Annotated in this window: 19 protein-coding genes; 7 read left to right on the top strand and 12 right to left on the bottom strand. The window is 70.8% G+C overall.

Annotation, left to right across the window (positions count from 1 at the left end; all coding sequences use genetic code 11):
• Positions 1-226 precede the first annotated feature (226 nt).
• The gene (locus ACTOQ2_RS18270) at positions 227-616 is read right to left on the bottom strand and encodes a transglycosylase SLT domain-containing protein (protein WP_440100742.1); all 390 of its coding nucleotides are present in this window, start codon (positions 614-616) and stop codon (positions 227-229) included.
• A 220-nt stretch (positions 617-836) separates the two neighbouring features.
• On the opposite strand from ACTOQ2_RS18270, the gene ACTOQ2_RS18265 reads away from it, so the two are divergent.
• Entirely contained in the window at positions 837-1,322 is a 486-nt protein-coding gene (locus ACTOQ2_RS18265) for a glutathione peroxidase (RefSeq protein ID WP_440100740.1), read from the top strand.
• On the opposite strand, the gene ACTOQ2_RS18260 is transcribed toward ACTOQ2_RS18265, so the two are convergent.
• Complete coding sequence (locus ACTOQ2_RS18260; RefSeq protein ID WP_440100738.1) at positions 1,294-2,292, bottom strand: LacI family DNA-binding transcriptional regulator; 999 nt, start codon at positions 2,290-2,292, stop codon at positions 1,294-1,296. The two genes, ACTOQ2_RS18265 and ACTOQ2_RS18260, sit on opposite strands and share 29 nt — an antisense overlap.
• 177 nt (positions 2,293-2,469) lie before the next feature.
• Between ACTOQ2_RS18260 and ACTOQ2_RS18255 the strand changes: the two genes are divergently transcribed.
• Positions 2,470-3,690 (top strand): ABC transporter ATP-binding protein, encoded by a 1,221-nt coding sequence (locus tag ACTOQ2_RS18255; RefSeq protein ID WP_362680724.1) that lies wholly within the window; start codon positions 2,470-2,472, stop codon positions 3,688-3,690.
• Positions 3,691-3,811: 121 nt separating this feature from the next.
• On the opposite strand, the gene ACTOQ2_RS18250 is transcribed toward ACTOQ2_RS18255, so the two are convergent.
• The gene (locus ACTOQ2_RS18250) at positions 3,812-4,564 is read right to left on the bottom strand and encodes an SDR family NAD(P)-dependent oxidoreductase (RefSeq protein WP_440064080.1); all 753 of its coding nucleotides are present in this window, start codon (positions 4,562-4,564) and stop codon (positions 3,812-3,814) included.
• Between the two features lie 93 nt (positions 4,565-4,657).
• Here ACTOQ2_RS18250 and ACTOQ2_RS18245 point away from each other — a divergent pair, with 93 nt between their 5' ends.
• From ACTOQ2_RS18245 to ACTOQ2_RS18225, 5 genes are all read left to right on the top strand, one after another.
• Complete coding sequence (locus tag ACTOQ2_RS18245) at positions 4,658-5,092, top strand: DUF1801 domain-containing protein (protein WP_440100736.1); 435 nt, start codon at positions 4,658-4,660, stop codon at positions 5,090-5,092.
• A gap of 172 nt (positions 5,093-5,264) precedes the next feature.
• A complete protein-coding gene (locus ACTOQ2_RS18240; protein WP_440100734.1) occupies positions 5,265-6,497 on the top strand; it encodes a PQQ-dependent sugar dehydrogenase in 1,233 nt (410 codons plus the stop codon).
• Positions 6,498-6,686: 189 nt separating this feature from the next.
• Positions 6,687-7,610 (top strand): hypothetical protein, encoded by a 924-nt coding sequence (locus tag ACTOQ2_RS18235; RefSeq protein ID WP_440100732.1) that lies wholly within the window; start codon positions 6,687-6,689, stop codon positions 7,608-7,610.
• 49 nt (positions 7,611-7,659) lie between these two features.
• Entirely contained in the window at positions 7,660-9,423 is a 1,764-nt protein-coding gene (locus tag ACTOQ2_RS18230; protein WP_440100730.1) for a DUF4012 domain-containing protein, read from the top strand.
• Positions 9,424-9,533: 110 nt separating this feature from the next.
• The gene (locus ACTOQ2_RS18225) at positions 9,534-10,265 is read left to right on the top strand and encodes an arsenate reductase/protein-tyrosine-phosphatase family protein (protein WP_440100728.1); all 732 of its coding nucleotides are present in this window, start codon (positions 9,534-9,536) and stop codon (positions 10,263-10,265) included.
• Here the strand turns inward: ACTOQ2_RS18225 and ACTOQ2_RS18220 are convergent.
• From ACTOQ2_RS18220 to ACTOQ2_RS18180, 9 genes are all read right to left on the bottom strand, one after another.
• The gene (locus tag ACTOQ2_RS18220) at positions 10,243-11,628 is read right to left on the bottom strand and encodes a polysaccharide biosynthesis tyrosine autokinase (RefSeq protein WP_440100726.1); all 1,386 of its coding nucleotides are present in this window, start codon (positions 11,626-11,628) and stop codon (positions 10,243-10,245) included. The two genes, ACTOQ2_RS18225 and ACTOQ2_RS18220, sit on opposite strands and share 23 nt — an antisense overlap.
• Position 11,629: 1 nt before the next feature.
• On the bottom strand, positions 11,630-12,667 hold the full coding sequence (locus ACTOQ2_RS18215; protein WP_440100724.1) for an MraY family glycosyltransferase: 1,038 nt from the start codon (positions 12,665-12,667) through the stop codon (positions 11,630-11,632).
• Complete coding sequence (locus tag ACTOQ2_RS18210) at positions 12,664-13,653, bottom strand: NAD-dependent epimerase/dehydratase family protein (protein WP_440100722.1); 990 nt, start codon at positions 13,651-13,653, stop codon at positions 12,664-12,666. Before ACTOQ2_RS18210 ends, ACTOQ2_RS18215 begins: the two co-directional genes overlap by 4 nt.
• A 57-nt stretch (positions 13,654-13,710) precedes the next feature.
• Positions 13,711-14,673: an NAD-dependent epimerase/dehydratase family protein gene (locus ACTOQ2_RS18205; RefSeq protein WP_440100720.1), complete on the bottom strand. Its 963-nt coding sequence runs from the start codon at positions 14,671-14,673 to the stop codon at positions 13,711-13,713.
• Positions 14,670-15,806 carry a glycosyltransferase gene (locus ACTOQ2_RS18200; RefSeq protein ID WP_440100719.1) on the bottom strand — a complete coding sequence of 379 codons (1,137 nt, stop codon included), beginning with the start codon at positions 15,804-15,806 and terminating at the stop codon, positions 14,670-14,672. Before ACTOQ2_RS18200 ends, ACTOQ2_RS18205 begins: the two co-directional genes overlap by 4 nt.
• A 307-nt stretch (positions 15,807-16,113) precedes the next feature.
• Positions 16,114-17,445 (bottom strand): hypothetical protein, encoded by a 1,332-nt coding sequence (locus ACTOQ2_RS18195; RefSeq protein ID WP_440100717.1) that lies wholly within the window; start codon positions 17,443-17,445, stop codon positions 16,114-16,116.
• A gap of 3 nt (positions 17,446-17,448) precedes the next feature.
• Positions 17,449-18,537, bottom strand: a complete 1,089-nt coding sequence (locus ACTOQ2_RS18190; RefSeq protein ID WP_440100715.1) for a glycosyltransferase — start codon at positions 18,535-18,537, stop codon at positions 17,449-17,451.
• A complete protein-coding gene (locus tag ACTOQ2_RS18185; protein ID WP_440100713.1) occupies positions 18,534-19,652 on the bottom strand; it encodes a glycosyltransferase family 4 protein in 1,119 nt (372 codons plus the stop codon). Before ACTOQ2_RS18185 ends, ACTOQ2_RS18190 begins: the two co-directional genes overlap by 4 nt.
• Position 19,653: 1 nt before the next feature.
• The coding region (locus tag ACTOQ2_RS18180; protein ID WP_440100712.1) for a hypothetical protein at positions 19,654-21,134 on the bottom strand (1,481 nt) is incomplete at its 5' end.

Below are 21,134 nucleotides of genomic sequence, written 5' to 3'. Positions count from 1 at the left end.
CCGGCCTGTTTCCGGCATGAGACGCCGCGGCGATCTCTCTAGGCCGCTTTCTATTACGCGAGAGCGCGCCGAGCGGCGGATGGGACACGCGAAGGAAAGGTGTTTGCCCGATCTTCGGGATTTACGGGTGATTCGGAGAAGGGGCGGTTACGACCGGCGAATCACCCATGCTGGGAGACGGTGTGAAAATCACCCTGCCATGGGGTTTCAATTCACCGTTCCCTGATCAGTACCAGCCCCGCGTCGTGAAGTGCGCCCACGCCCGGCACGGCGAGCCGTAGCGCTGCTTGATGTAGCCGAGCCCCCACCTGATCTGCGTCCTGGGGTTGGTGCGCCAGTCGCGTCCGGCGCTGGCCATCTTGCCGCCGGGCAGCGCCTGCGGGATGCCGTACGCGCCCGACGAGCGGTTGTAGGCGCGGTGGTTCCAGTTGCTCTCTCTGGTCCAGAGCCTGCTGAGGCAGGCGAACTGGCTGCTGTTCCAGCCGTGCGCGGACACCATGGGCCTGGCGACGGCCTGGTTGCCCGGTCTTGCCGAGGACGCCTGGGCGACCGTGGTGGTGCCGAGGGCGAGCACCGAGGTGATCACCAGCACACCGGTACGGCGGAGCGTCGACATGGGACTCCCTGTGCTTCGGGGACGGGGGACGGCCGACACGATGCCCGGCCATCCGGCGGCGGGCCAGTCGACAGCGCCTGTCAGGGGTCCTGTCAAAGATCGGTAAGAGGATGATCAGAGCCTTGGTGAGGCGGGCGTCGTCTCACCTGTGGTGTCGGTCACATTTCACTTGGTGGACGTCATAACTCTCAAATGTGACAGGGGGATTAGGGTGCCGATCATGGGAATCCGTGATATTGCCATTCACACTCTTTCCGGCGCGCCCACCACCCTGGCCGAGCTGGCCGGGGACCGGGCCGTCCTCGTCGTGAACGTCGCCTCCAGATGCGGCCTCACCCCCCAGTACGCGGGCCTCGTCGACCTCCAGCGGACCTACGGCGAACGGGGCTTCACCGTCGTCGGCGTGCCGTGCAACCAGTTCTACGGTCAGGAGCCGGGCACCGCCGAGGAGATCCGGGAGTTCTGCTCCACCACCTACGGCGTCGACTTCCCGCTGCTGGCCAAGACCGAGGTCAACGGCGACGACAGGCATCCCCTCTACGAGGCGCTGACCAGTGCCCCCGACGCCAACGGCGAGGCCGGTGACGTCAAGTGGAACTTCGAGAAGTTCCTCGTCGCGCGGGACGGGGAGGTGCTGGCCAGGTTCCGGCCGACCGTCCAGCCCGACGACCCCGCCCTCATCGCGGCGATCGAGAAGTCCCTTTAGGCGCGCAGCTGCCCCTGACGATCAGTTCCGTGGGCAGTAGCACGCCTCGCGGCCTCCTGGCGCCGCCGCGCAGCACCAGCTCGGCGGCGCGGTAGCCGATGTCCCTGGCCGGCTGGGCGATCACCGTCAGCGGCGGTGAGCACAGCTCGGCCCAGGGCACGTCGTCGAACATGATCAGGGACAGGTCCCTGGGAATGCGCAGGTCCAGCTCCCGCGCCGCCAGCACGGCCGCCTCGCCCAGCAGGTTGCCCCCGGCCAGCACGGCGGTCAGGTCCGGCCGGTGCTGGAAGAGCCCGGCGGCGGCGGCGTACGCGGAGTCGCGGCTGCCCCGGGCGACGACGATCAGCTCCTCGTCGACGAGGGGCCCCAGCGCCTGCCTGAAGACCGACAGGCGCTGCTCCTGCCCCGGGCCGCCCAGATAGGCGACGCGCCGGTGTCCCAGCCCCGTGAGGTAGTCGACCGCGGTCCTGACCCCCGCGCGGTCGTCGGCCACCACCGCGGGGATGTCGTCGCGCCCGGCGGCGAGCCGGTGCGCGAACACCGTGATCACCCCGGCCCGCAGGGTCGGCGCCCAGCTGTCGCCGTCGCCCGAGGGGACCGCGATCACCCGGTCCACGCCCTGCTCCAGCAGCGTGCCGATCAGCTCGGCCTCGGACTCGGGATCGTCGCCGGTCGCGCCCACGATCACCGGCTCGCCCGCCGAGCGCGCGCAGGCCAGCACACCGTCGGCCACCCGGCCGTAGAAGGTGTCGGTGATGTCGGGCAGCAGCAGCCCGATCCCGCCCGAGCGCCGCTGGCGCAGGTTGCGCCCGAGCGCGCTGGGCCGGTAGTCGAGCTGGGCGGCGACGGTCAGCACCCGCTCCCTGGTCTCCGGGCTGGCCGATCCGCCCGACAGAACCCGGGACACCGTGGCGACCCCCACCCCGGCCGCCCCGGCGACGTCCTTGATCGTCGTACGACGCATGTTCATGGAAACGATTCCATCATGATTTCCAGGTTCGATCCAGTGCGAAGCGGCAACAGCGGTCCTGCTGACAGGCCAGAACCGGGCAGACTCTTGACATGGATGTCCGTTTCCGATGAGATGCATGAAAACGTATCCAATATCGGGTGAACGCGGGGTTGGCCCGAGGCGACAAGGACTTCCATGGCATCCATTGTTCTCAGCAAAGTCGACAAGATCTACGCGGGCGGCGTCAAAGCCGTGAACGGCCTCGACCTTGAGATCAAGGACGGGGAGTTCATGGTGCTGGTCGGGCCGTCCGGATGTGGCAAGTCCACCGCCCTGCGCATGATCGCCGGGCTTGAGGACATCAGCGGCGGCGAGATCTCCATCGGCGACCGGGTGGTCAACCACCTGCCTCCGAAGGACCGCGACATCGCCATGGTCTTCCAGAACTACGCGCTCTACCCGCACATGACCGTCGAGGAGAACCTCGCCTTCGGTCTGAAGCTCCGCAAGATGCCCAAGGCGGAGATCGCCAAGCGCGTCGGCGAGGCCGCCAAGATGCTCGGCCTGGACCAGTACCTCAAGCGCAAGCCCGCCGCCCTCTCCGGTGGCCAGCGCCAGCGTGTCGCCATGGGCCGCGCGATCGTGCGCGAGCCGCAGGCCTTCCTCATGGACGAGCCGCTGTCCAACCTGGACGCCAAGCTCCGCGTCTCCATGCGGGCCTCCCTCAACACCCTGCACGAGCGCCTGGGCGTGACGACCGTCTACGTCACCCACGACCAGGTCGAGGCCATGACCCTCGGCGACCGTGTCTGCGTGCTGCGCGACGGCCTGCTCCAGCAGGTCGACACCCCGCAGAACCTCTTCGACAAGCCGGTCAACCTGTTCGTCGCGGGCTTCATGGGCTCCCCGTCGATGAACTTCGTCAACGCCGAGCTGGTGCGCGGTGACGGCGGCGCCGCCGTCGCCTTCGCGGGCTTCAAGCTGCCGGTGCCGGCCGAGACCCTCGCCGAGAAGCGCGGCCTCGACCAGTACTTCGGCAAGAAGATCATCCTGGGCATCCGCCCCTCCGACTTCGACGACTCGATCGCCGCCAACGGCTCCTCCTCCGGCTGGGTCCGCCTGCCGGTCCGCGCCGAGGTCACCGAGGAGCTGGGCTCGGAGATCAACGTGCTGTTCCTGATCGACGCCCCGCCGGTCCAGCACCAGGACACCGTGGCCGCCGCCGCCGACGACGGCGAGGAGGACGCGACGCTGCCGCTGGTGGGTGACAAGTCGCTGTGGACCGCCCGGGTCAACTCCCGCAGCCACGTCCGTCCCGGCCAGAACATCGAGCTGATCGTCGACACCCACAACCTGCACTTCTTCGACCCGGTCTCGGGCCTGGCGATCGGTCACGAGGCCAACGCCCGCGTCTGATCCACCGCGCGGGCCGCGAGACGCGTCCCGACCACCACCGCAGGCCGGAAGGGCCCGCGCCACGACCCCCTCCCGTGGCGCGGGCCCTTTTCGTCTTCTTCGTCTTCGCCGGCGGCCTCCCTCAGCGGCGGGCGAGGCGGCGCGAGAAGCGGCCGATCGGGCCGAGGGGGAGCAGCCTGCCGACCCTGACGATCACCTTGTAGCGCAGGTCGGGAATGCTCACCCGCACGCCCCGGGCCAGATCGCGCATCGCCTCGCGGACGACGTTGTCCGCCGACAGCCAGAAGAACTCGGGGATGCCCGACTTGTCCATCGAGGCGCGCTCGTGGAACTCGGTGTGCACGAACCCCGGGCACAGGGCCATGACCCGCACGCGGCTGTCGGCCATCTCGACGGCCGTGGACTCGCTGAAGCTGACCACCCACGCCTTGGACGCGCTGTAGGAGCCCCGGGGGAAGAACGCCGCCACCGACGCGACATTGATCACCGCGCCCCGGTCGCGGGCCCTCATCCCCGGCAGCGCGGCCAGCGTCAGCCGCAGCACCGCCTCGCAGTGCAGCTTGAGCATCCGCAGCTCCTCCTCCGCGGGCACGTCGAGGAAGTGACCCCGGTGGCCGAAGCCCGCGTTGTTCACCAGCAGGTCGACTCCCTCCCCGAGCCGCCGCTCCACCGCCTCCAGGCCCTCGTCGGTCACCAGGTCGGCGACGAGCACCTCGCTGCTCACCCCGTATCGCAGGCGCAGTTCCTCGGAGACGGAGACGAGGCGCTTCTCGTCGCGGGCGACCAGGACGAGGGAGAATCCGTCGGCGGCCAGGCGGCGGGCGAAGGCGGCACCGATGCCGGCCGTCGCCCCCGTGATCAGTGCGGTTGGCATGCCAGCAGTCTAGGGAGGGGGCGGCCGGGGGAGTTCCAGGGGTTGCGCCACGGATCTCAGCCTTTTGTCGTACCGGTGTGTCAGCATGCCCCCATGGCGACATCGAAACAGCCGGTGACGGTTCCGACCGACGTCAGCGTCGACGGTTTTCTGGCCGCGGTCTCCGACGAACGCCGGCGAGCCGACGCGGAGCGCCTCCGCGCGATCCTGCGCGAGGTGACCGGTGAGCCCGCGGTGATGTGGGGCCCGAGCATCGTCGGCTTCGGCAGCTATCGCTACACCTACGAGAGCGGACGCACGGGCGACTGGCCTCTGGTGGGCTTCTCGCCGCGAAAGCAGCATCTCGTCGTCTACCTGGTGGGTGGGTTCGAGGAACGATACGCGTCGGTGCTCACCCGGCTGGGTCCCCACAAAGCCGGAAAGGGCTGCCTCTACCTGAAACGGCTCGACGACGTCGACGAGGTCGCGCTGCGCGAGCTCGTCGACCGTACGGCTCGGGTGCACAGGGGCGTCGGCCGGGCCGGCTGAACGCCGTCGACCCTCGGAGACACACCGAGAATCGGCGAACGGAGAATGGACGTACGCGGCCTGGGGAGGGCAGGGACGTGCGGGAGTCGCCCGGCGCGGCCGGAACCTTCGCGGCGCCCGGCGCGTACAAGTGATCGCCTGAGCAGGTGACGAACACAGGAGGCTGAGAACCGTGCCGATCTCCCGCCGGACAGGATGCCGGACAGGATGGGGCCTGGCCCTGCTGAGCGCGGCGCTGGTCGCCTGCTCCTCCACCGGGGCCACCGAGACCATCGGGTCCGCCGACTCCGGATCCGCCCCTCCCGCCGCCTCGCCCGCTGTCACGGCCTCGCCGGGGGAGTCCGGTGGGGAGAGGGGTACGGAGGCCGCCCCGAAGGTCCGCTTCGCCGAGTTCGCCCGGCTCGACATGCCGGTGGCGATGGCCCTGCGCAAGGACGACCCGACACTCTACATCGCCGAGCAGACGGGACGGCTGCGCGCGGTGAAGGACGGGAAGGTCGCCGAGGCGCCCGTCGTCGACCTCTCCGGGGAGATCAGCACCGGCAACGAGCAGGGACTGCTCGGGGTGGCCTTCCACTCGGAAGGGAACTTCCTCTACCTGAACTGGACCGACCGCGAAGGACACACCCACCTCACCGAATGGGCCTTCTCCGGAGGCAAGGCGACCGGCCGCAGGGACGTGCTGACCCAGCGGCAGCCGTACGCCAACCACAACGGCGGGCAGCTCGCCTTCGGGCCCGACGGGCACCTCTACATCGCCCTCGGCGACGGCGGCAGCGGGGGAGACCCGCAGGGCAACGGCCAGAACCTGGACACCTGGCTCGGCAAGATCCTCAGGATCGACCCGCGCGGCACCCCGTACGAGGTCCCCCGCGACAACCCGTTCGTCGGCAGGCAGGGCGCCAGGCCGGAGATCTGGTCGTACGGCCTGCGCAACCCCTGGCGGTTCACCTTCGACGCGAGGACCGGCGACATGTGGATCGGCGACGTCGGCCAGAACGCCTGGGAGGAGGTCGATTTCGAGCCGAAGGGCGAGGGTGGCCGCAACTACGGCTGGAACCTGAAGGAGGGCACCCACCCCTTCGAGGGCGGCGGCGACGGTGACGGCGGCGACGGCGGCGACACGGTGGATCCCGTCATCGAGTACCCGCTGGGCGAGGGCGGCAACTGCTCGGTCATCGCCGGATACGTCTACCGGGGCAAGAAGATCCCCGGCCTGGAGGGGCGGTTCGTCTACGGCGACTTCTGCGCGGGCTGGGTCAAGGCCGCGCCCCCCGGCGGGAAGGGGCGGGGCGACGACCTCGGCACGGTGGAACAGCTGTCGTCCTTCGGCCAGGACCACGACGGCGAACTGTACGCGCTCAGCCTGTCGGGACCCGTCTACCGGGTCGAGGCCGCGCCGTGACTCCTTTCCTCCACGTTGGCGCGGCCGGGCGAGTCCCAATATCTGGAGAATGGTTGACGATCGTTCGGTAAGGGGGGGAACAGTCTGCGGGTTATCGCGGGGCGGGCGAATATAACAGGCTCTGGGGACATGTCGCTTCTGCTTCAGCGTCTTGTTCTGTGGCCTGAACCATCGCTATGGGAGCCCTAAATGGCTAGAAAATACATGATGTGTTTCCTGCTCGCGGTAATGACCGGGGGCGGCCTGATAATCGGTCCCGCAGGGGCGGCGACCGCGGAGAGCGGGCTTTTGCCGCTTGAGACCCTCGAGGGCGCGCCCTACCCGCCGTACATCATTCTCCTCACCGCGGCGGAGGACATCGCCGACGAGGCCGACGCGATCGGCAGGCGGGCGGACGACCTCGCCGCGCAGGCGGCGGATGTCGCCGAGTCCTGCGCGGAGGCTCGGGGGGAGACCTGCATTGAGATCAACAACAGGAACGACAACCGCAACCAGCTGAGGAACACCGACAGGGACAGGATAGGCGGGGTCATCGTCCAGCCCACCTCCACCGCTCTGCGGGTCAACCCGGCCGCCGCGAGGCTTGCCCTCGGTGCCTCGGCGGGGGGAGCCGTCTCCGGGAGCACCGGCACGGCCGGACCCATCACCGCCGAGGCCAGGCGCATCGTCGCCGAGGCCAGGCGCATCGGCCCGGAGGCCGGGCGCATCGCCGGTGAGGCGGAGGGCATCGTCGGCCTCGCCGCGGGAGTCAATCCCAAGGCCGAGCAGGTGGCCTCCGGAGCCGTGGGGAGGGCGGAGGCCGCGAAGAAGAAGGCCTCCGACGCGAGGAGGATCGCCCTCCAGGTCGCCCGGACGCCCCTCGGGGAGAATGCCCGGACGCCCCGCGGGGAGAATGTCGTCGAGGACGACGACTGCAGGGGCGATGACTGCGGGAACGAGTCCGTCGGCGACGACTGCGGTGACGGGGGACGTTCGTGCGAGGCCGGCGGGGAGAGTCTTCCGTTCACTGGAGTGCCCGCGACGGCGTCCGCCGGGCTGGGAGCCGGCCTGCTGGTCGCGGGAGCCGGTGTGCTGTGGCTCGTGCGGCGCCGCCGATCCACCGGTGCGAAGTAGGCGATGGGGAGGGAGAGCCCGCCGTGACGTCGGGCCGTCCCTTCCACCGGTGCGAAACGGGCCGTCCGGATGGAGGGCCCGCCGGATCGTCCTGTGGGCCTCGGCCGCCCTGGTGATCGCCGGAGTCTGGGAGGCTCACCTGGGCCTGCGGGTGCGTGACCATCTGGTGGCGGCCGGAGGCGCGCTGACGCGGCTGGGCTCGCTGGTGAGCGCGGGTGCCCCCGCCCAGGTGGCGGGGGCGCTCGCGGACGCCCGGTCGCACGCGGTCGAGGCGCGGCGGCTCACCGGGGGCTCAGGCTGGTGGTTGATCTCCCACCTCCCGTTCGCGGGAGACGCCGCGACGACCGTGCGCGGCCTCGCCTGGGCCGCCGACGAGCTGACCGGTGTGCTCACCGACGTGCAGGGGGCGGCCGCGCCGTTCATGACGGCCGCCGCCCCCTCCCGAGGCACCGTGCGGGGGCGACTGGCCGCCCTTGACGCGGCGGCACCGGTCCTGGCGAGCGCGGTCACCCGCCTCGCGCGGGCGGACTCACTTCTGCGTGCCACCCCGGCCGACAGCGGGCTGGACACGCTCGACGAGGCGAGGGACACCGCGCTGGGCGAGATGACCCGGCTGCGCGACCTGCTGCGCACCGCCGCCGACGCCGCCGCGCTCCTGCCCCCGATGTTCGGCGGCGACGGTCCCCGCCGCTACTTCCTGGCCTTCCAGAACAACGCCGAGGCGAGGGGCACCGGGGGCCTCGTGGGCGCCTTCGGCATCCTGAAGGCCGGCCGGGGCCGAATCTCCGTCGAGCGGCTGTCCGCCGACACCGGTCTGTTCACGAGCCCCGTCCCCGTCGCCGACCACGGCCGGGACTTCCTCAGGCGCTACGGGCCGGCGGCGACCAGAATGCTGTCCGTCTCCAACCTCTCCCCGCACTTTCCGTACGCCGCCGCCACCTGGACCCGGTTGTGGGAGAGGCGGACCGGCACGCGGCTCGACGGCGCCGTGGCCACCGACCCCGCCGGGCTGGCCCACCTGTTGCGGCTGATCGGCCCGGTCACCCTTTCCGGCGGGGAGAAGGTGACCTCAGCGAACATCGTCGATCTCACCGAGCGGGCGGCCTACGCCCGTTACCACGATCCGGTGGCGCGCAAGCGGTTCCTCATCGAGGTCGCCGGCGCCGTCGGGGAGGCGCTGCCCGAGTCCCTCGCCGACCCCGCCGGGCTGCTGCCCGTACTGGGCCGCATGGTCGGCGAGCGGCGGATCCAGGTCTGGAGCCGTCACGAGGCCGAGCAGCGGCTCCTGGCCCGCGCCCCGATCGGCGGCGTGCTGCCCTCGCGGCCGGGACCGTTCGCGGGGCTGGTGGTCAACAACTCGGCCGGAGGCAAGCTCGACTACTACCTGGAGCGTTCCCTGGCCTACGAGCTGGGCGCCTGCCGGGACGGCCTGCGTCCCTCGACCGTGCGGATCCGGCTCGTCAACGACGTCCCGGCGGAGGTCCTGCCCTCCTACGTCACCGGCCGGCTCGACCTCCCCCGGCGGTGGCACGCTCCCGGGTCCAACCTGCTGTGGGTGTCGCTGTACGGCGGGCTCGGCGGGCGGATGACCGCGGCCAGGCTGGACGGGGAGCGGGCGGCCGTCGTCAGGGGGACGGAGCGCTCCCACCCCGTCTACTCGGTCATGCTGGAACTCGCTCCCGGGCAGTCGAGGTCCCTGGAGTTCGACTTCGTCGAGCCCGCCTCGGACGCGGCCCCGCTGGTCCCCGTGCAGCCGCTCGTCCGGCCCCAGCGGACCCACGTCACCGAGGACCCGCGCGGTTGCGGCCCCTGACGGGAACAGGCGTCTTCCGCCGCACGCCCTGTCGCGTGCGCCTGCATGAAAAGGGCAAAGAGCGGTGTGCCGCGGGCGACGGCGTACAGGAGCCGATCTACCCTCTCGGAATGAGAGCCTCACCGGAGAACACCGGGATCACGCGGAACCCCACGACCCGGGGAGACTCCGGTGTCACCGGGAACGGGAAGGCCGAGATCGTCCCGGCCGGGCACGAGTACTGCGGCCCGCGCTGCTGGAGGGACGTGTGGAAGGCGCCGGCGCCCCCGGAGGGCGTTCGCTTCCGCATCCTGTTCGTCTGTACGGGCAACATCTGCCGCTCCCCGCTCGCCGAGCGGCTGACCCGCTCGGCGCTCGGGCCGTGCCCGGCGGTCCAGGTGATCAGCGCGGGCACACACGCCCAGCCCGGATTGGAGATGACCGGGCACGCCCGGCGGACGCTGGTCCGGCTCGGCGGGGACCCCGAGGGCTTCGGCTCCCGGCTCCTCGTCCCCGAGCTGGTGGCCGACGCGGATCTGATACTCACGGCCACCCGCCGGCATCGGGCGGAATCGGTGGCACTGCATCTCGCGGCGGCCGCCCGGGCCTTCACCATCGCCGAGTTCGGTACGCTGGCGCGGGCCGTGCCGCCCGGGAGAATCACCCGGCATCGCGATCCCGCGCATCGGGCCCGCGCCCTGGTCGACGAGGCGCGGGCGCTGCGCGGGCTGGTGCGGGTGGACGAGCTCGACATCGCCGACCCCTACCAGGGTTCCCGGCTGGCCCACCGGGCGGCCGGGCGGAGCATCGCCAGAGCGCTCGCCGTCCCGCTCGGGTTGCTCACACACTCACAGGATGCTTGACCTCGGGCTTGGACTCCTTGGCGTCGTAGCCGTAGCCGTAGCCGTACCCGAAGTACGTGTTGTCCTTGAGCGGGAAGAAGTTCAGGACGGTCCCCACCACGCGGGCGTTGACCGACGCCAGCAGCTCCGTGGCGCGCGTCATGTGCTCCCGCCGGGTCTTGCCGTGACGGGTGACGAGGAGAACGCCGTCGCAGAGCGCGCCGAGCGTCGCTGCGTCGGTCACCGGCAGCAGCGGCGGCGCGTCGATGATCACCATGTCGTACGTCTCGGCCAGCTGGGCCAGCACCTCGCGCATCCCGCCGGAGCCGAGCAGCTCGCTCGGGTTCGGCGGGATCTGCCCGCTCGGCAGGACCGACATGCCCGGCTCGCCCCAGACCTGGATGACCTCCTTCAGCTGGGCCCTGCCGATCAGCACGTCCGTCAGGCCCGTCGTCCCCTCGATGCCGAGGTAGTTGGGGATGGTCGGGCGGCGCAGGTCGCCGTCCACCAGGACGACCCGCCATCCGGCCTGGGCCAGGGTTATCGCCAGGTTGGCCGAGACCGAGGACTTCCCCTCGCTCGGCAGGCAGCTGGTGACCACGAGCGACTTCGGCTGCCGGTCGACGCCGATGAACTGCAGGTTGGTGCGGAGCGTGCGGAACGCCTCGGACCTGGACGACCGGCCCTGGTTGCGCACGATCAGCGGATGGCGCCGCGCGTCCCTCTCGTAGCCGATGATGCCCAGGGTCGAGCTGCCCGACGCCTGCTGCAGTGCCTCCGTCGACTTGACGGTGGTGTCCAGGCGGTCGCGGACGACGATGACGGCCATGGCCAGGACCAGGGCGATCAACAGGGCCATCACCAGGTTGACCACCGGCCTGGGACTGACCGGTGCCTCGGGCGTCTCCGCCCGGTCCACCAGCGTGACCTTCACGACGGGTCGGCTGGAGGGGGTGGGCCGCTCGATCTGGTCGATGAGCTCGGCGAAGCGCTCGCCCAGGGCGTTGGCCAGGCCGGCGGCCCGGGAGGGGTCGGGATCGCCGACCGTGGCGCGCAGCAGCACGGTGCCGGGGACGGCCTCCGCGGTGATGTTCGCCTGCACGCGCTCCACGTCGTCCTCCCCGGTGATCTGGGCGACCACCCGACGGCTGGAGAGAAGGGTCGCGTACGAGTGCACCCGCTGCGCCGACAGCATCCCCGCCTGGTAGGCGGTGGACAGGCTTCCCTCCCTGTCGTGGCCCGAGACCAGCATGGAGATCGTCGCGACGTACTTCGGCGGCGTGCCGGCTGTGACGGCGGCCGACGCGCCCACCGCCAGGACCAGCGCCAGCAGGATGAGTGGCCAGTTCCTGCGCGCGAGCCGCGTGTAGTAGAGGAGTTCCATGTCAGTGCCGCCTTTCGCGGATCTTCGGGAGGGGTTCGGGGGAGGGGGCCGGTGCGCGCCCGCTCACGCCTCGCAGCAGGCAGACGAGGGCGACGGCGATCACGCAGGCCGCGGCCGTCGCGGCGAGCGGGGAGACCCGGCCCAGGGCCATCGCCAGGCAGAGGGCGCCGGAGATCGCCGCGATCGCGCCGAGCGCCGCCGCGACCGCGCGGGTTCCCAGGCCGGTCCGGCGCAGCCGGTGGGACAGGTGGTCGGTGCCGCCCTGCAACGGTGAGCGGCCCGCCAGCATGCGGGAGACGAAGACCACGCAGGTGTCGAGGGTCGCCAGGAAGGTCGGCAGGAACAATCCGGCGACCGCCGCGTCCGGAGGGCGTCCGACGGAGAGGACGGCCGCCGAGCAGGCCAGTGTGAATCCGATGAACAGCGACCCCGAGTCGCCCATGAACACCCTCGCGGGTGCCCAGTTGTACGGCAGGAAACCCAGGCACGCGCAGGTGAGCGCGCACAGGAGCAGCGCGAGCGCGAGGTGGCCCTGCGCCAGGGCGGTGGCCGCCAGGAGGGCCGCGGTGACGGCGGTGACGGTTCCCAGCGTGCCGTCCATGTTGTCCAGCAGGTTGAAGGAGTTCGTCATCACGACGATCCACGCCACCGTGAGGACGCCGTCCAGCCACGTCCCGGTCACGGTCGCCTGGACGCCGGAGAGCACCACCCCGATCGCCACCGCGGTCTCCACGGCCAGCCTGGTGACCGCGGGCAGCGGGGCGATGTCGTCGATCAGCCCGAGGACGGACACCGCGACCGCGGCGAGGATGATCGCGGTGATCTGCAGGTCGGCGAGGCCGAGGGCGATCAGGGAGGGCACGACGGTGCCCGTCACGATCGCGATGCCGCCGATGTACGGGGTCGGGCGGGCGTGCACCTTGTGCCCGCCGGGGGTGTCGGTGAGGTTCCAGCGGATCGCCAGACGCCTCAGCGGTACGACGGTCGTGGCGCTGAGCGCGCAGGCCGCTCCCGAGACGAGGGCGACGGTCCCGCTCACGGGATGGACGCCGCCGGCTCCCCGGAGGCCTCCCTGATGATCTCGGTGAGGATCTCGTCGAGGCTCCGCCGCGGGACCCAGCCGGTGAGCGCGCTGAGCTTCGCGGTGTCGGGAACCCTGCGGGTCATGTCCTCGAACCCCTGCTCGTAGGCCTCGGAGTAGGGGATGAGGTCGATCCCGGAGGTGGATCCGGTGAACTCGACGATGAGCTTCGCCAGCTCCATGATGCTCACCTCGTCGCCGGAACCGATGTTGAAGGTCTCACCGACAGCCGCGTCCTCGTCGAGCAGCCTGAGCAGCGCGTCGACGACGTCCGCGACGTGCGCGAAGCAGCGGGTCTGGGTCCCGTCGCCGAACACGGTCAGCGGGACGGCCGAGAGCGCCTGCCGGACGAGGCTCGGGATGACCATGCCGTAGCTCGGGCTCTGCCGCGGGCCCACCGTGTTGAACAGCCGGACGATGATCGTCGGCAGGCCGCGCTCCTTGTGGTAGGCGTTGGCGAGGATCTCGTCGACGGCCTTCGCGGTGCTGTAGGCCCAGCGGACCACGGCGGGGCTGCCGAGGATGCGGTCGGCGTCCTCGCGCAGCGCGCCCGAGGAGTTCTTGCCGTAGATCTCGCTCGTGCTCGTGATCAGGATCTTCTTCCGGTACCGGTGTGCGGCCTCGATGACGATCTCCGAACCCCGGATGTTGGTCGTCAGGGACCGCAGTGGCTGCTCGACGATCAGCTTGACGCCGACCGCGGCCGCCAGGTGGACGACGACGTCGCACCGGTGGACCAGCTCGTCGACCATGAGCTCGTCCAGGACAGAACCGTGCACGAAGCGCAGGTTCGGGTGCGGCCTGAGGTTCTCCAGCCGTCCCGTCGAGAGGTTGTCCAGGACGACGACCGAGTCGTCGCGGGCGAGCAGGGCGTCGGTCAGGTGCGAGCCGATGAATCCGCTGCCGCCCGTTATCAGATATTTGGTAGGTGGTGTCTTGCTCACGGGCTTCTCCTCATCATGTGCTTGGAGAGATCTCTGTCGTCGGCGGGAGACGGCCGCTCACGCCTGCACGCCGGCCACCTCGACGTTCGCGGCCCGCGTCCTCTCGAACCAGGCCACCGTCGTGCGGAGCCCGTCCTCCAGGGAGACGGGGCGCGCCCCGGGGAACAGCTCGCGCAGCAGGCGTGCGGAGGCCTGTGACTCCCGGACGTCGCCCCTGCGCGGCGGCAGGGAGACCGGCTCCACCACCCGGCCGAGGATCTCGGAGATGATCTCGATCAGGTGCCGCAGGGAGACACGGGTGCCGAAGGCCAGGTTCACCGGCTTCATGCTCGTCACCCGGCGGGCGGCCGCGTCGGCGAGGATCCCGGTCACCGACTCCACGTAGGTGAAGTCCCGCGACTGGCCGCCGTCACCGTGCAGCGGAACCGGCTCGCCCCGCAGCGCCGCGGAGACGAACGCCGGGATCACCGCCGCGTACGCGTGCCCGGCGCTCTGCAGCGGGCCGTAGACGTTGAAGAAGCGGAACGGCAGGACCGGCAGGCCGTAGCTGTGCGCGTAGGCCAGCGCGTAGGCCTCCGCGGCGAGCTTGCCGGCCCCGTACGGGCTGAGCGGCCTGGTGGGCAGGTCCTCGTGCTTGCGGGGTTCGGGACGGTCGCCGTAGACCGAGGAGGAGGAGGAGAGGATCACGTGCGGCCTGCTCGCGCGGCACGCCTCCAGCACGTACAGGGTGCCGGTCGCGTTGACGGCGTGCGAGGCGAGCGGGTCGGCCAGCGACCGGGGCACCGACGGCCTGGCGGCGAGGTGGATCACGTGCGTGGCGCCGGCCACCAGGTCCGTCAGCAGGTCCCGGTCCAGGATGCTGCCGATCACGACGTCGGCCTCGACGCCGTCGAGGTTGGCGAGATCCCCGCTGCTCAGGTCGTCCAGCACCGTGATGTTCCCGACGTCGGACCTGGCCGCCAGCGTCCGGCAGGTATGCGCGCCGATGAATCCGGCGCCGCCCGTCACCAGCACTCTCATCGTGTGTTCTCTTCCGCCACGAGCAGTCGGCCGGCCTTCCCGCACAGCGACCGGTAGAGGTGCTCGGTGTCGGAGACGAGGCGCTCCAGGCCGAACGCATACTTTGTCCAGTCGCGGGCCGCCTCGCCCATCTGGCGGGCCAGATCCGGATCGCAGAGCAGGCGGACGGTGTGCGCCGCCAGTTCGGCCGGGTCGGTCGAGGCCAGCAGACCGGTGTGCCCGTCCCTGACGACCTCGGCGACGCTTCCCACCCGGGTGGAGACGGCCGGCGTGCCCGCCATGCCCGCCTCGATGAGGGTGAGCGGGGTTCCCTCGTTGTCGGAGGTCAGCACGACCACGTCGGCGGCGGCGTAGACGGCCTCCACGTCCTTCCTCCAGCCGAGCAGGTGGAAGGAGTCGCGGACGGGCTCGACGTCCCGCGTGACCTGCCGCTCCAGGTCGCCGCCCCCGCATATGACGAAGCGGCAGCCGGGGATCTGCCTGGACACGGTGTCGGCCACGGCGAGGAACCGGTCGGGCCTCTTCACCTGGGTGAGGCGGCCCACGTACGCCACGACGGGGGCGTCAGGCGGTAGCCCCAGCGCGGCGCGTGCCGTCCTGCGGTCGGGGACCGGTCCCAGCCGGACACCGGGAGGGATCACCACATACTGGGAGGGGCGCCCGATCCCGGCCTGGAGCAGATCATCCCTGACCTGGGAACCCACGGTCACCAGCCGGTCCGACACGGACGCCAGGAGCCGTTCCGACCGCACGTAGAGCTCGCGCCTGACCGGGGAGAAGTAGCCGTGCAGGAGGTGCCCGTGGAAGACGTGCACCCGCGCCGAGCCGACGCCGGCCAGGCGGGCGGCCACCCGGCCCAGGGCGCCCGCCTTGGCCGTGCGGGTGTGGACGATGTGCGGGCGGAACGCCCGCATGGCGCTGATCAGCCAGAAGAGCGCGCGGTAGTCGTCTCCGGGCCTGACCGACCGGCCGAGGCCGGGGACCCGTTGGACCCGTGTCTCCGTGTCGTGCAGCCGGAGGTGGTCGCACTCGTCGTGGTCGACGTAGCCGGTGTAAAGGCGGTGGTCGAATTCCTTCGTGTCCAACCCTTCCGACAACCCCGACACCTGTGTGGCGGGGCCGCCGACGTTCATTCGGGCGATGATCTCCATTACACGAATCCGGCCGTCCGGCTTCATACGGGCTCCTCGGTGACAGGCCTGGCTCACGTCGGAGAAACTAGTTCGCTCTTTGAGCTGTTCGCCGACACCATCACGGTGACGGCGCGAGGTTTTTCCTATTCCCTACCTAGGCATGATCTAGCTGGGTCGCCCCAAGTGTTCGCAGTCCGCCCTATGATCCCCATTGGGGTCGGCGACTTCGCGAGTGGTCATGATGGAAATAAGGCGAATTGGCCTTGTTTCCAGGTATTCCGCATATCCGCGTTTCGCTTCTGGAAGATCATGCGTGGTCCGGGCAACCGAGGTCGGTGATGCGCCGCAACGACGCGATCCAAAAACCCGTGCCGAGCGCGGCGACGGCCAGCGTTCCCCACGCGAAACAGAGCGACGCCTGGAACGGGCCCGAGGTGGTCCAGCTGGCGGCGAGGAGCATGCCCAGGAGCATGGCTCCCTCCGCCGAGAGGTACGCGAGCCGCCAGCCCGGTTTGCCGAGGGCGAGGGGAAGCACGTTGGACCAGCACACGGATCCCTTCACGCACGCGCCGCCCAGGAGCACCACGGCGACCACGCCGATGTGGGCGTACTGGGATCCATAGGCCATGCCGATGACGGTGTCGGTCGTCGGGAGCGCGATGGTGAGGGTCGCCGCTCCGGCCACGGTGAGCAGCAGGACCGTGCGCACGATGTCCCGCCTGATGGGAGCCGTCCCCGCCCCCGCCGTGGTGGCCTGGATGATCCGCGGGTAGAGCATCGCGGCCACGGGAACGGCCAGGTTGGCGTAGAAGCGGCCGGGAGCTGATGCGATCTTGAGGATGGTCACGAGGGTCGGACCGCCCAGCAGGCCCGCGAGGGTGAGGATGCCCGAGTCGGAGATCCCGGCCACGCTGGTTCCCATGGACGTCTTCACGGTAAAGGCGATCATGCCTGAGGGCATCCGGACCCGCGCGACGGCCGGCCCCAGCTCGGCGAGGAGCCCTCGGGTCGCCAGCAGGTAGAACACCACCGCCATCACCAGCGCACCCGCGGCCTGGCCCGCCAGGTAGAGGAGGGGCCCTCCCAGGAACAACCCGCCGAGGGACAGCCCGAACGACAGGAGCGCACACCGCATCCTGAGCACGCCCAGAGCGCGAAGCCGGTCTGTCAGCGCGAAGGCCGCGCCCGCCGTGCCGTACGACGCCATGGCCCCACGTGTGACGATCGCGAGAGCGAGCATGAACGCGAACTCGTCCGGCAGGGAGCCCAGCAGGCGCGCGGTCAGCACCGCCACGAGGCCGACACAGGCCGCGGCCACGCCGATCGCCACGTCCCAGCGGATCAGGCGCATGAACAGCGAGGAGCCCCGCCCGCTTCGCTGCTGTTCGATGGGAACGAATCGCTGGGCGGCGTTCTCCAGGCAGGGATCGCACAAAAGGAACCAGACGGTCGCGACGGACTGGGCGAAGATGACCTGACCGGATGTCTCGGTTCCCGTCAGTCGTACCAGGGCGATCAGGCTGAGAGTGGGAAGAACCGCCTCGCCCAGGCCGGCGGCGGTCAGCGAGGTGAAGGTCCGCAGATGGCGCCCGCCAGGCGGTCGCATCCGGTGGACGGCACGTCCGAGAGTGTTGACCATGTCCTACGAGCAGACCTCGTCGTACAGCCTGTCGAACCAGGCGGCCGCCCGGCTGATGTCCACGAGCTCCGCGCTTTCCCGCGCTCCTTCGCGAAGGCGCGCGTGGATCTCCGGGCGCGTCGCCCGCAGGACGCCCTCGGCGAGGGCGGCGGGGTCCCCCGGCCTGACCAGGAGGCCGTTCCCGCGGTCCTCGATCAGATGGGGCACTCCACCCACGGCGGTGGACACGACAGGCACGCCCGCGGCGAGAGCCTCCATGACGACCACGGGCAGCCCTTCGTACGAGGAACTGAGCACGAGCAGGTCGGAGGAGGCGATGAGCCGGCCGGCGTCGGGCACGTGACCGAGCAGGCGCACGTTGCCCAGGCCGAGCTCCTCGACCCGGCGAGCCACCCGCGCGTGCAGGGGACCGGATCCGGCGAGCAGGAACACGAGACGGGGGTCTCGCTCCCCGACCATCGCCGCGGCTTCGACGAGTAGCTCGTGGTTCTTCTGCGCGTGGAAGTTGGCGACGTGCACGACCAGGAAGGCGTCCGGGGAAACGTTCCACTCTCGCCTCGTCTGTTCCGATCGAGCCGCCCAGCGGCGTTGTTCCGCGAGGTGGACGCCGTGCACGCGAACGGACAGGCCCCGCGAGCGCCTGCCGGTGCGAGCGCGGGCGACCTCCGGGGAGACGGCCACGGTCCGGGTGTCCAGCCATCCCGTCGCCCGGTCGAGCAACATCGTCGGCAGGCGGTAACGCACGTTGTGCACCGTCGAGACCAGGGCCGGGCGTGGACTCGAAAACTGGGACACGGGCCGCAGGAACGACGCCGGAAGGGGGGAGTGGATGTTGAGGACGTCGGGTTCCAGCCTCCGCACCACGCACGCGAGGCGGGCCAGGCGGAGCCAGCGCGGGCACGCGGTGAGGTCGACGACCCGGATGCCCGCCGATCGCAGCCGCCCGCTCAGCACGGGGGTGGAGGACCGCAGGCACACGACGGTGTAGCGCTTGCCCGTCGGGGGAGCGGAGAGCAGCCTCTCGACGAGCAGGACCTCCGCGCCGCCCACGTCCAGCGTCTTGATCACTTCACAGACGTGCAGGCTCCTCATGACGCGCTCGCCGGGGCGAGAGGAGGCCGGCCGGCGATGAGCGTCTCGTACCATTCCCCGATGCGGCCGCTGACCACCCGCCAATCGAGGTCCGACACGGCCCGCACACCGCGTTCGATCATCTGCAGGCACAGTGCCTCGTCGTCGAGGACCGATCGCAGGTGCGTCACCAGGTCATCCACGGATCCCGAGCGGAAGACGCGGTAGGCGGAGCTGTCCGCGACGGCCGTGCCGAGCGAGGCGTCGGACGAGACGATCACGGCGGTGCCCAGCGCGAGAGCCTCCAGGGGGGCGGTGGGAATGCCCTCTCCGACGGTGGGAAGCCGGTGGGAGGCGTGTACGACCACCTGGGCCCGGCTCACGAGCGAGTAGACGCCGTCGGCGGGGATGTGCCCGGCGAACTCGACTCCCGGGCCTGTTCGGGCGAGCCGCTCCAGCCGGGCGCGTTCGGGGCCGTCCCCCGCGATGACGAGACGCGCGTCGGGGCGGACGGCGCGCAGCCGGTGGAAGGCCTGGATGGTCAGCGCGTGGTTCTTCACCCCCACCAGCGAGCCCACGCTGACGATCAATCCTGGTTCGACCGGATGGTTCTCCCGGAACCGGGCGAGGTGGTCGAGGTTCAGGCCGCTGGGCACGATCCGCATCCGCCGGTCAGGGATGCCGGCCGCCAGCAGGTCCCCCTGCGGCCGGTCTCCGGACACGATGAACCCGTCGGCATGGCGGAAGGCCCACGGCATGATCCGCCGGTGACGTACGGTGAGGGCGCCGTGGACGTGGATCACCAGGGGAATCCCGAGCCGTCGTGCGGCGGAGCCGAGACCGAGCGCCTCGCGGTGGTCGCCGTGCGCGTGAACGATGTCGACCCGGCGTGCCCGGCGAAGTGCTCGCGCGCACTCCATGGCGAAGGCGATCACGTCCGACCTCCTGGAGACGGCGCGGCTGGCGCCGGTCCGTGCCAGGGGAAGCGCCTGCGCGCCGTGCGGGATGTCGCCGCGCCGGTGGGCGACGACCACCTCGTGTCCACGCAGCATCTGCTCGCGGGCGAGGAGTTCGATATAGCGCTCCTTCCCCCCCGGCATGGGCGGGAGCCGGTATCCGATATGGAGAATCCTCATGTCAATCCCCTGATGGGCCTGGTGTCTTCCCGGCTCGGCCGAGCCGGGCGGATGCGTCGTCGCCGGGCGTGCCGCCGGCGGGACTCGCCGGGATCCCGTGCTCCGGAATCCGGTAGACGGCGTAGTCGCCGGAACGGAAGCGGAGCTCGGCGAAGTCCCCGATGTCCCTGACGTCCCTGACGTCCCCGATGTCCCTGACGTCCCTGATTCTCGATGCCCGGCCCGTGCGGCGCTCGTCGGCGAGGAGCCAGCGCACCTGGTAGCGCTCGCGCAGGCGCTGGATCGCGGCCGCCGAGGGCGCCTGGAAGGCGGCGTCGTTCAGCCGGATCCGCTCGCCGTCCCAGAACGGCAGATGCTCCGGCAGGGACCCCGGACGCCAACGGCTCATGTTCGCGGAGGTGTAGGTCCATCCCTCGACCAGCACGCGCCGTTCGGACAGGGCCGCCACCCAGGACTGGCGGCTGTCGCACGGGTCCTCGTGGCCCCAGCGGCAGTGCACGTCCGTGGCGACCAGATCGCCCGGATCCGAGTGGGCGCGCAACCACCGGCCGGCCTCCAGGGCACCGCGGGGGATCGAGGCGGACGCCACCGGCCCGGCCACCGCACGAGAGCCCTTTCCGATGAAGCGGTCCATGGCCGAAAGGACACGCGCATGCCCATAGGCGGGCAGGCCGATGGCCGCGAACACGACCGTCATGAGGACCCATGCGCGAAGTCCTCCACACCTGACGACCAGCACGGCGGTCACCAGCACGGCGGCCACCGTCAGCACGATGTACGGCCGATAGAGGACGAGGTCCCCCTCGCCCGGACCGAGAGGGATCCTGACGCCGCAAAGGATGGGGATCGCATAGGCGGCGACCGTCCCGGCGCCGGCCGCGTACACGATCGTCCTGAGCGGCACCCGTGCCTGCCGCACGAGGACAAGGATCCCGTAGACCGCGACGATCACCAGGTAGGGATAGGCCCCCCAGAGGAAGAAGAGCTGGCTCCGGCCGGGGTGCCCGAACAGGAGCGCCGCGCCCGCACCCGCCGCGCCCGCGCCGAGCAGGAGGACCACCGCCGGTCGCAGGAGCAGTCGCGGCCTGCACAGCAGCCCGAGGATCCCGCACCATGCGACGACCCAGCACAGCAGGTAGACCGACGCGACGCCCACCACCGAGACCGCCGGAGGTTCCACCTGGCCGCCCAGACCGGTCATCTCGCCCCACGCGGCTCGCGCGAAAGAGAGAGGTTCGACGATCAGCCCTTGCCGGACGCGGCCGAACAGCGCGAACTGCGCGAAGAGGGAGCACGTCGCCGTCATCCCGAGCGCGGCGAGCGCGGCCCGGGGTGCCCGGCGCCGCCTGATCACCTCGACCGTGACCACCGCCAGCAGGCCCGCCACGAGCAGAGGCAGGTAGACGGCCTTGGCTCCCATGACCGCCACGATGAACACGCCGAGCAGGAGCCATCTGCCGACGTCACGTCTCCGCCGTTCGA

It is taken from the genome of Streptosporangium sp. H16 (genome assembly GCF_051918855.1).
Taxonomy (GTDB): Bacteria; Actinomycetota; Actinomycetes; order Streptosporangiales; family Streptosporangiaceae; genus Streptosporangium.
This window is presented reverse-complemented; position numbering and strand designations above follow the sequence as displayed.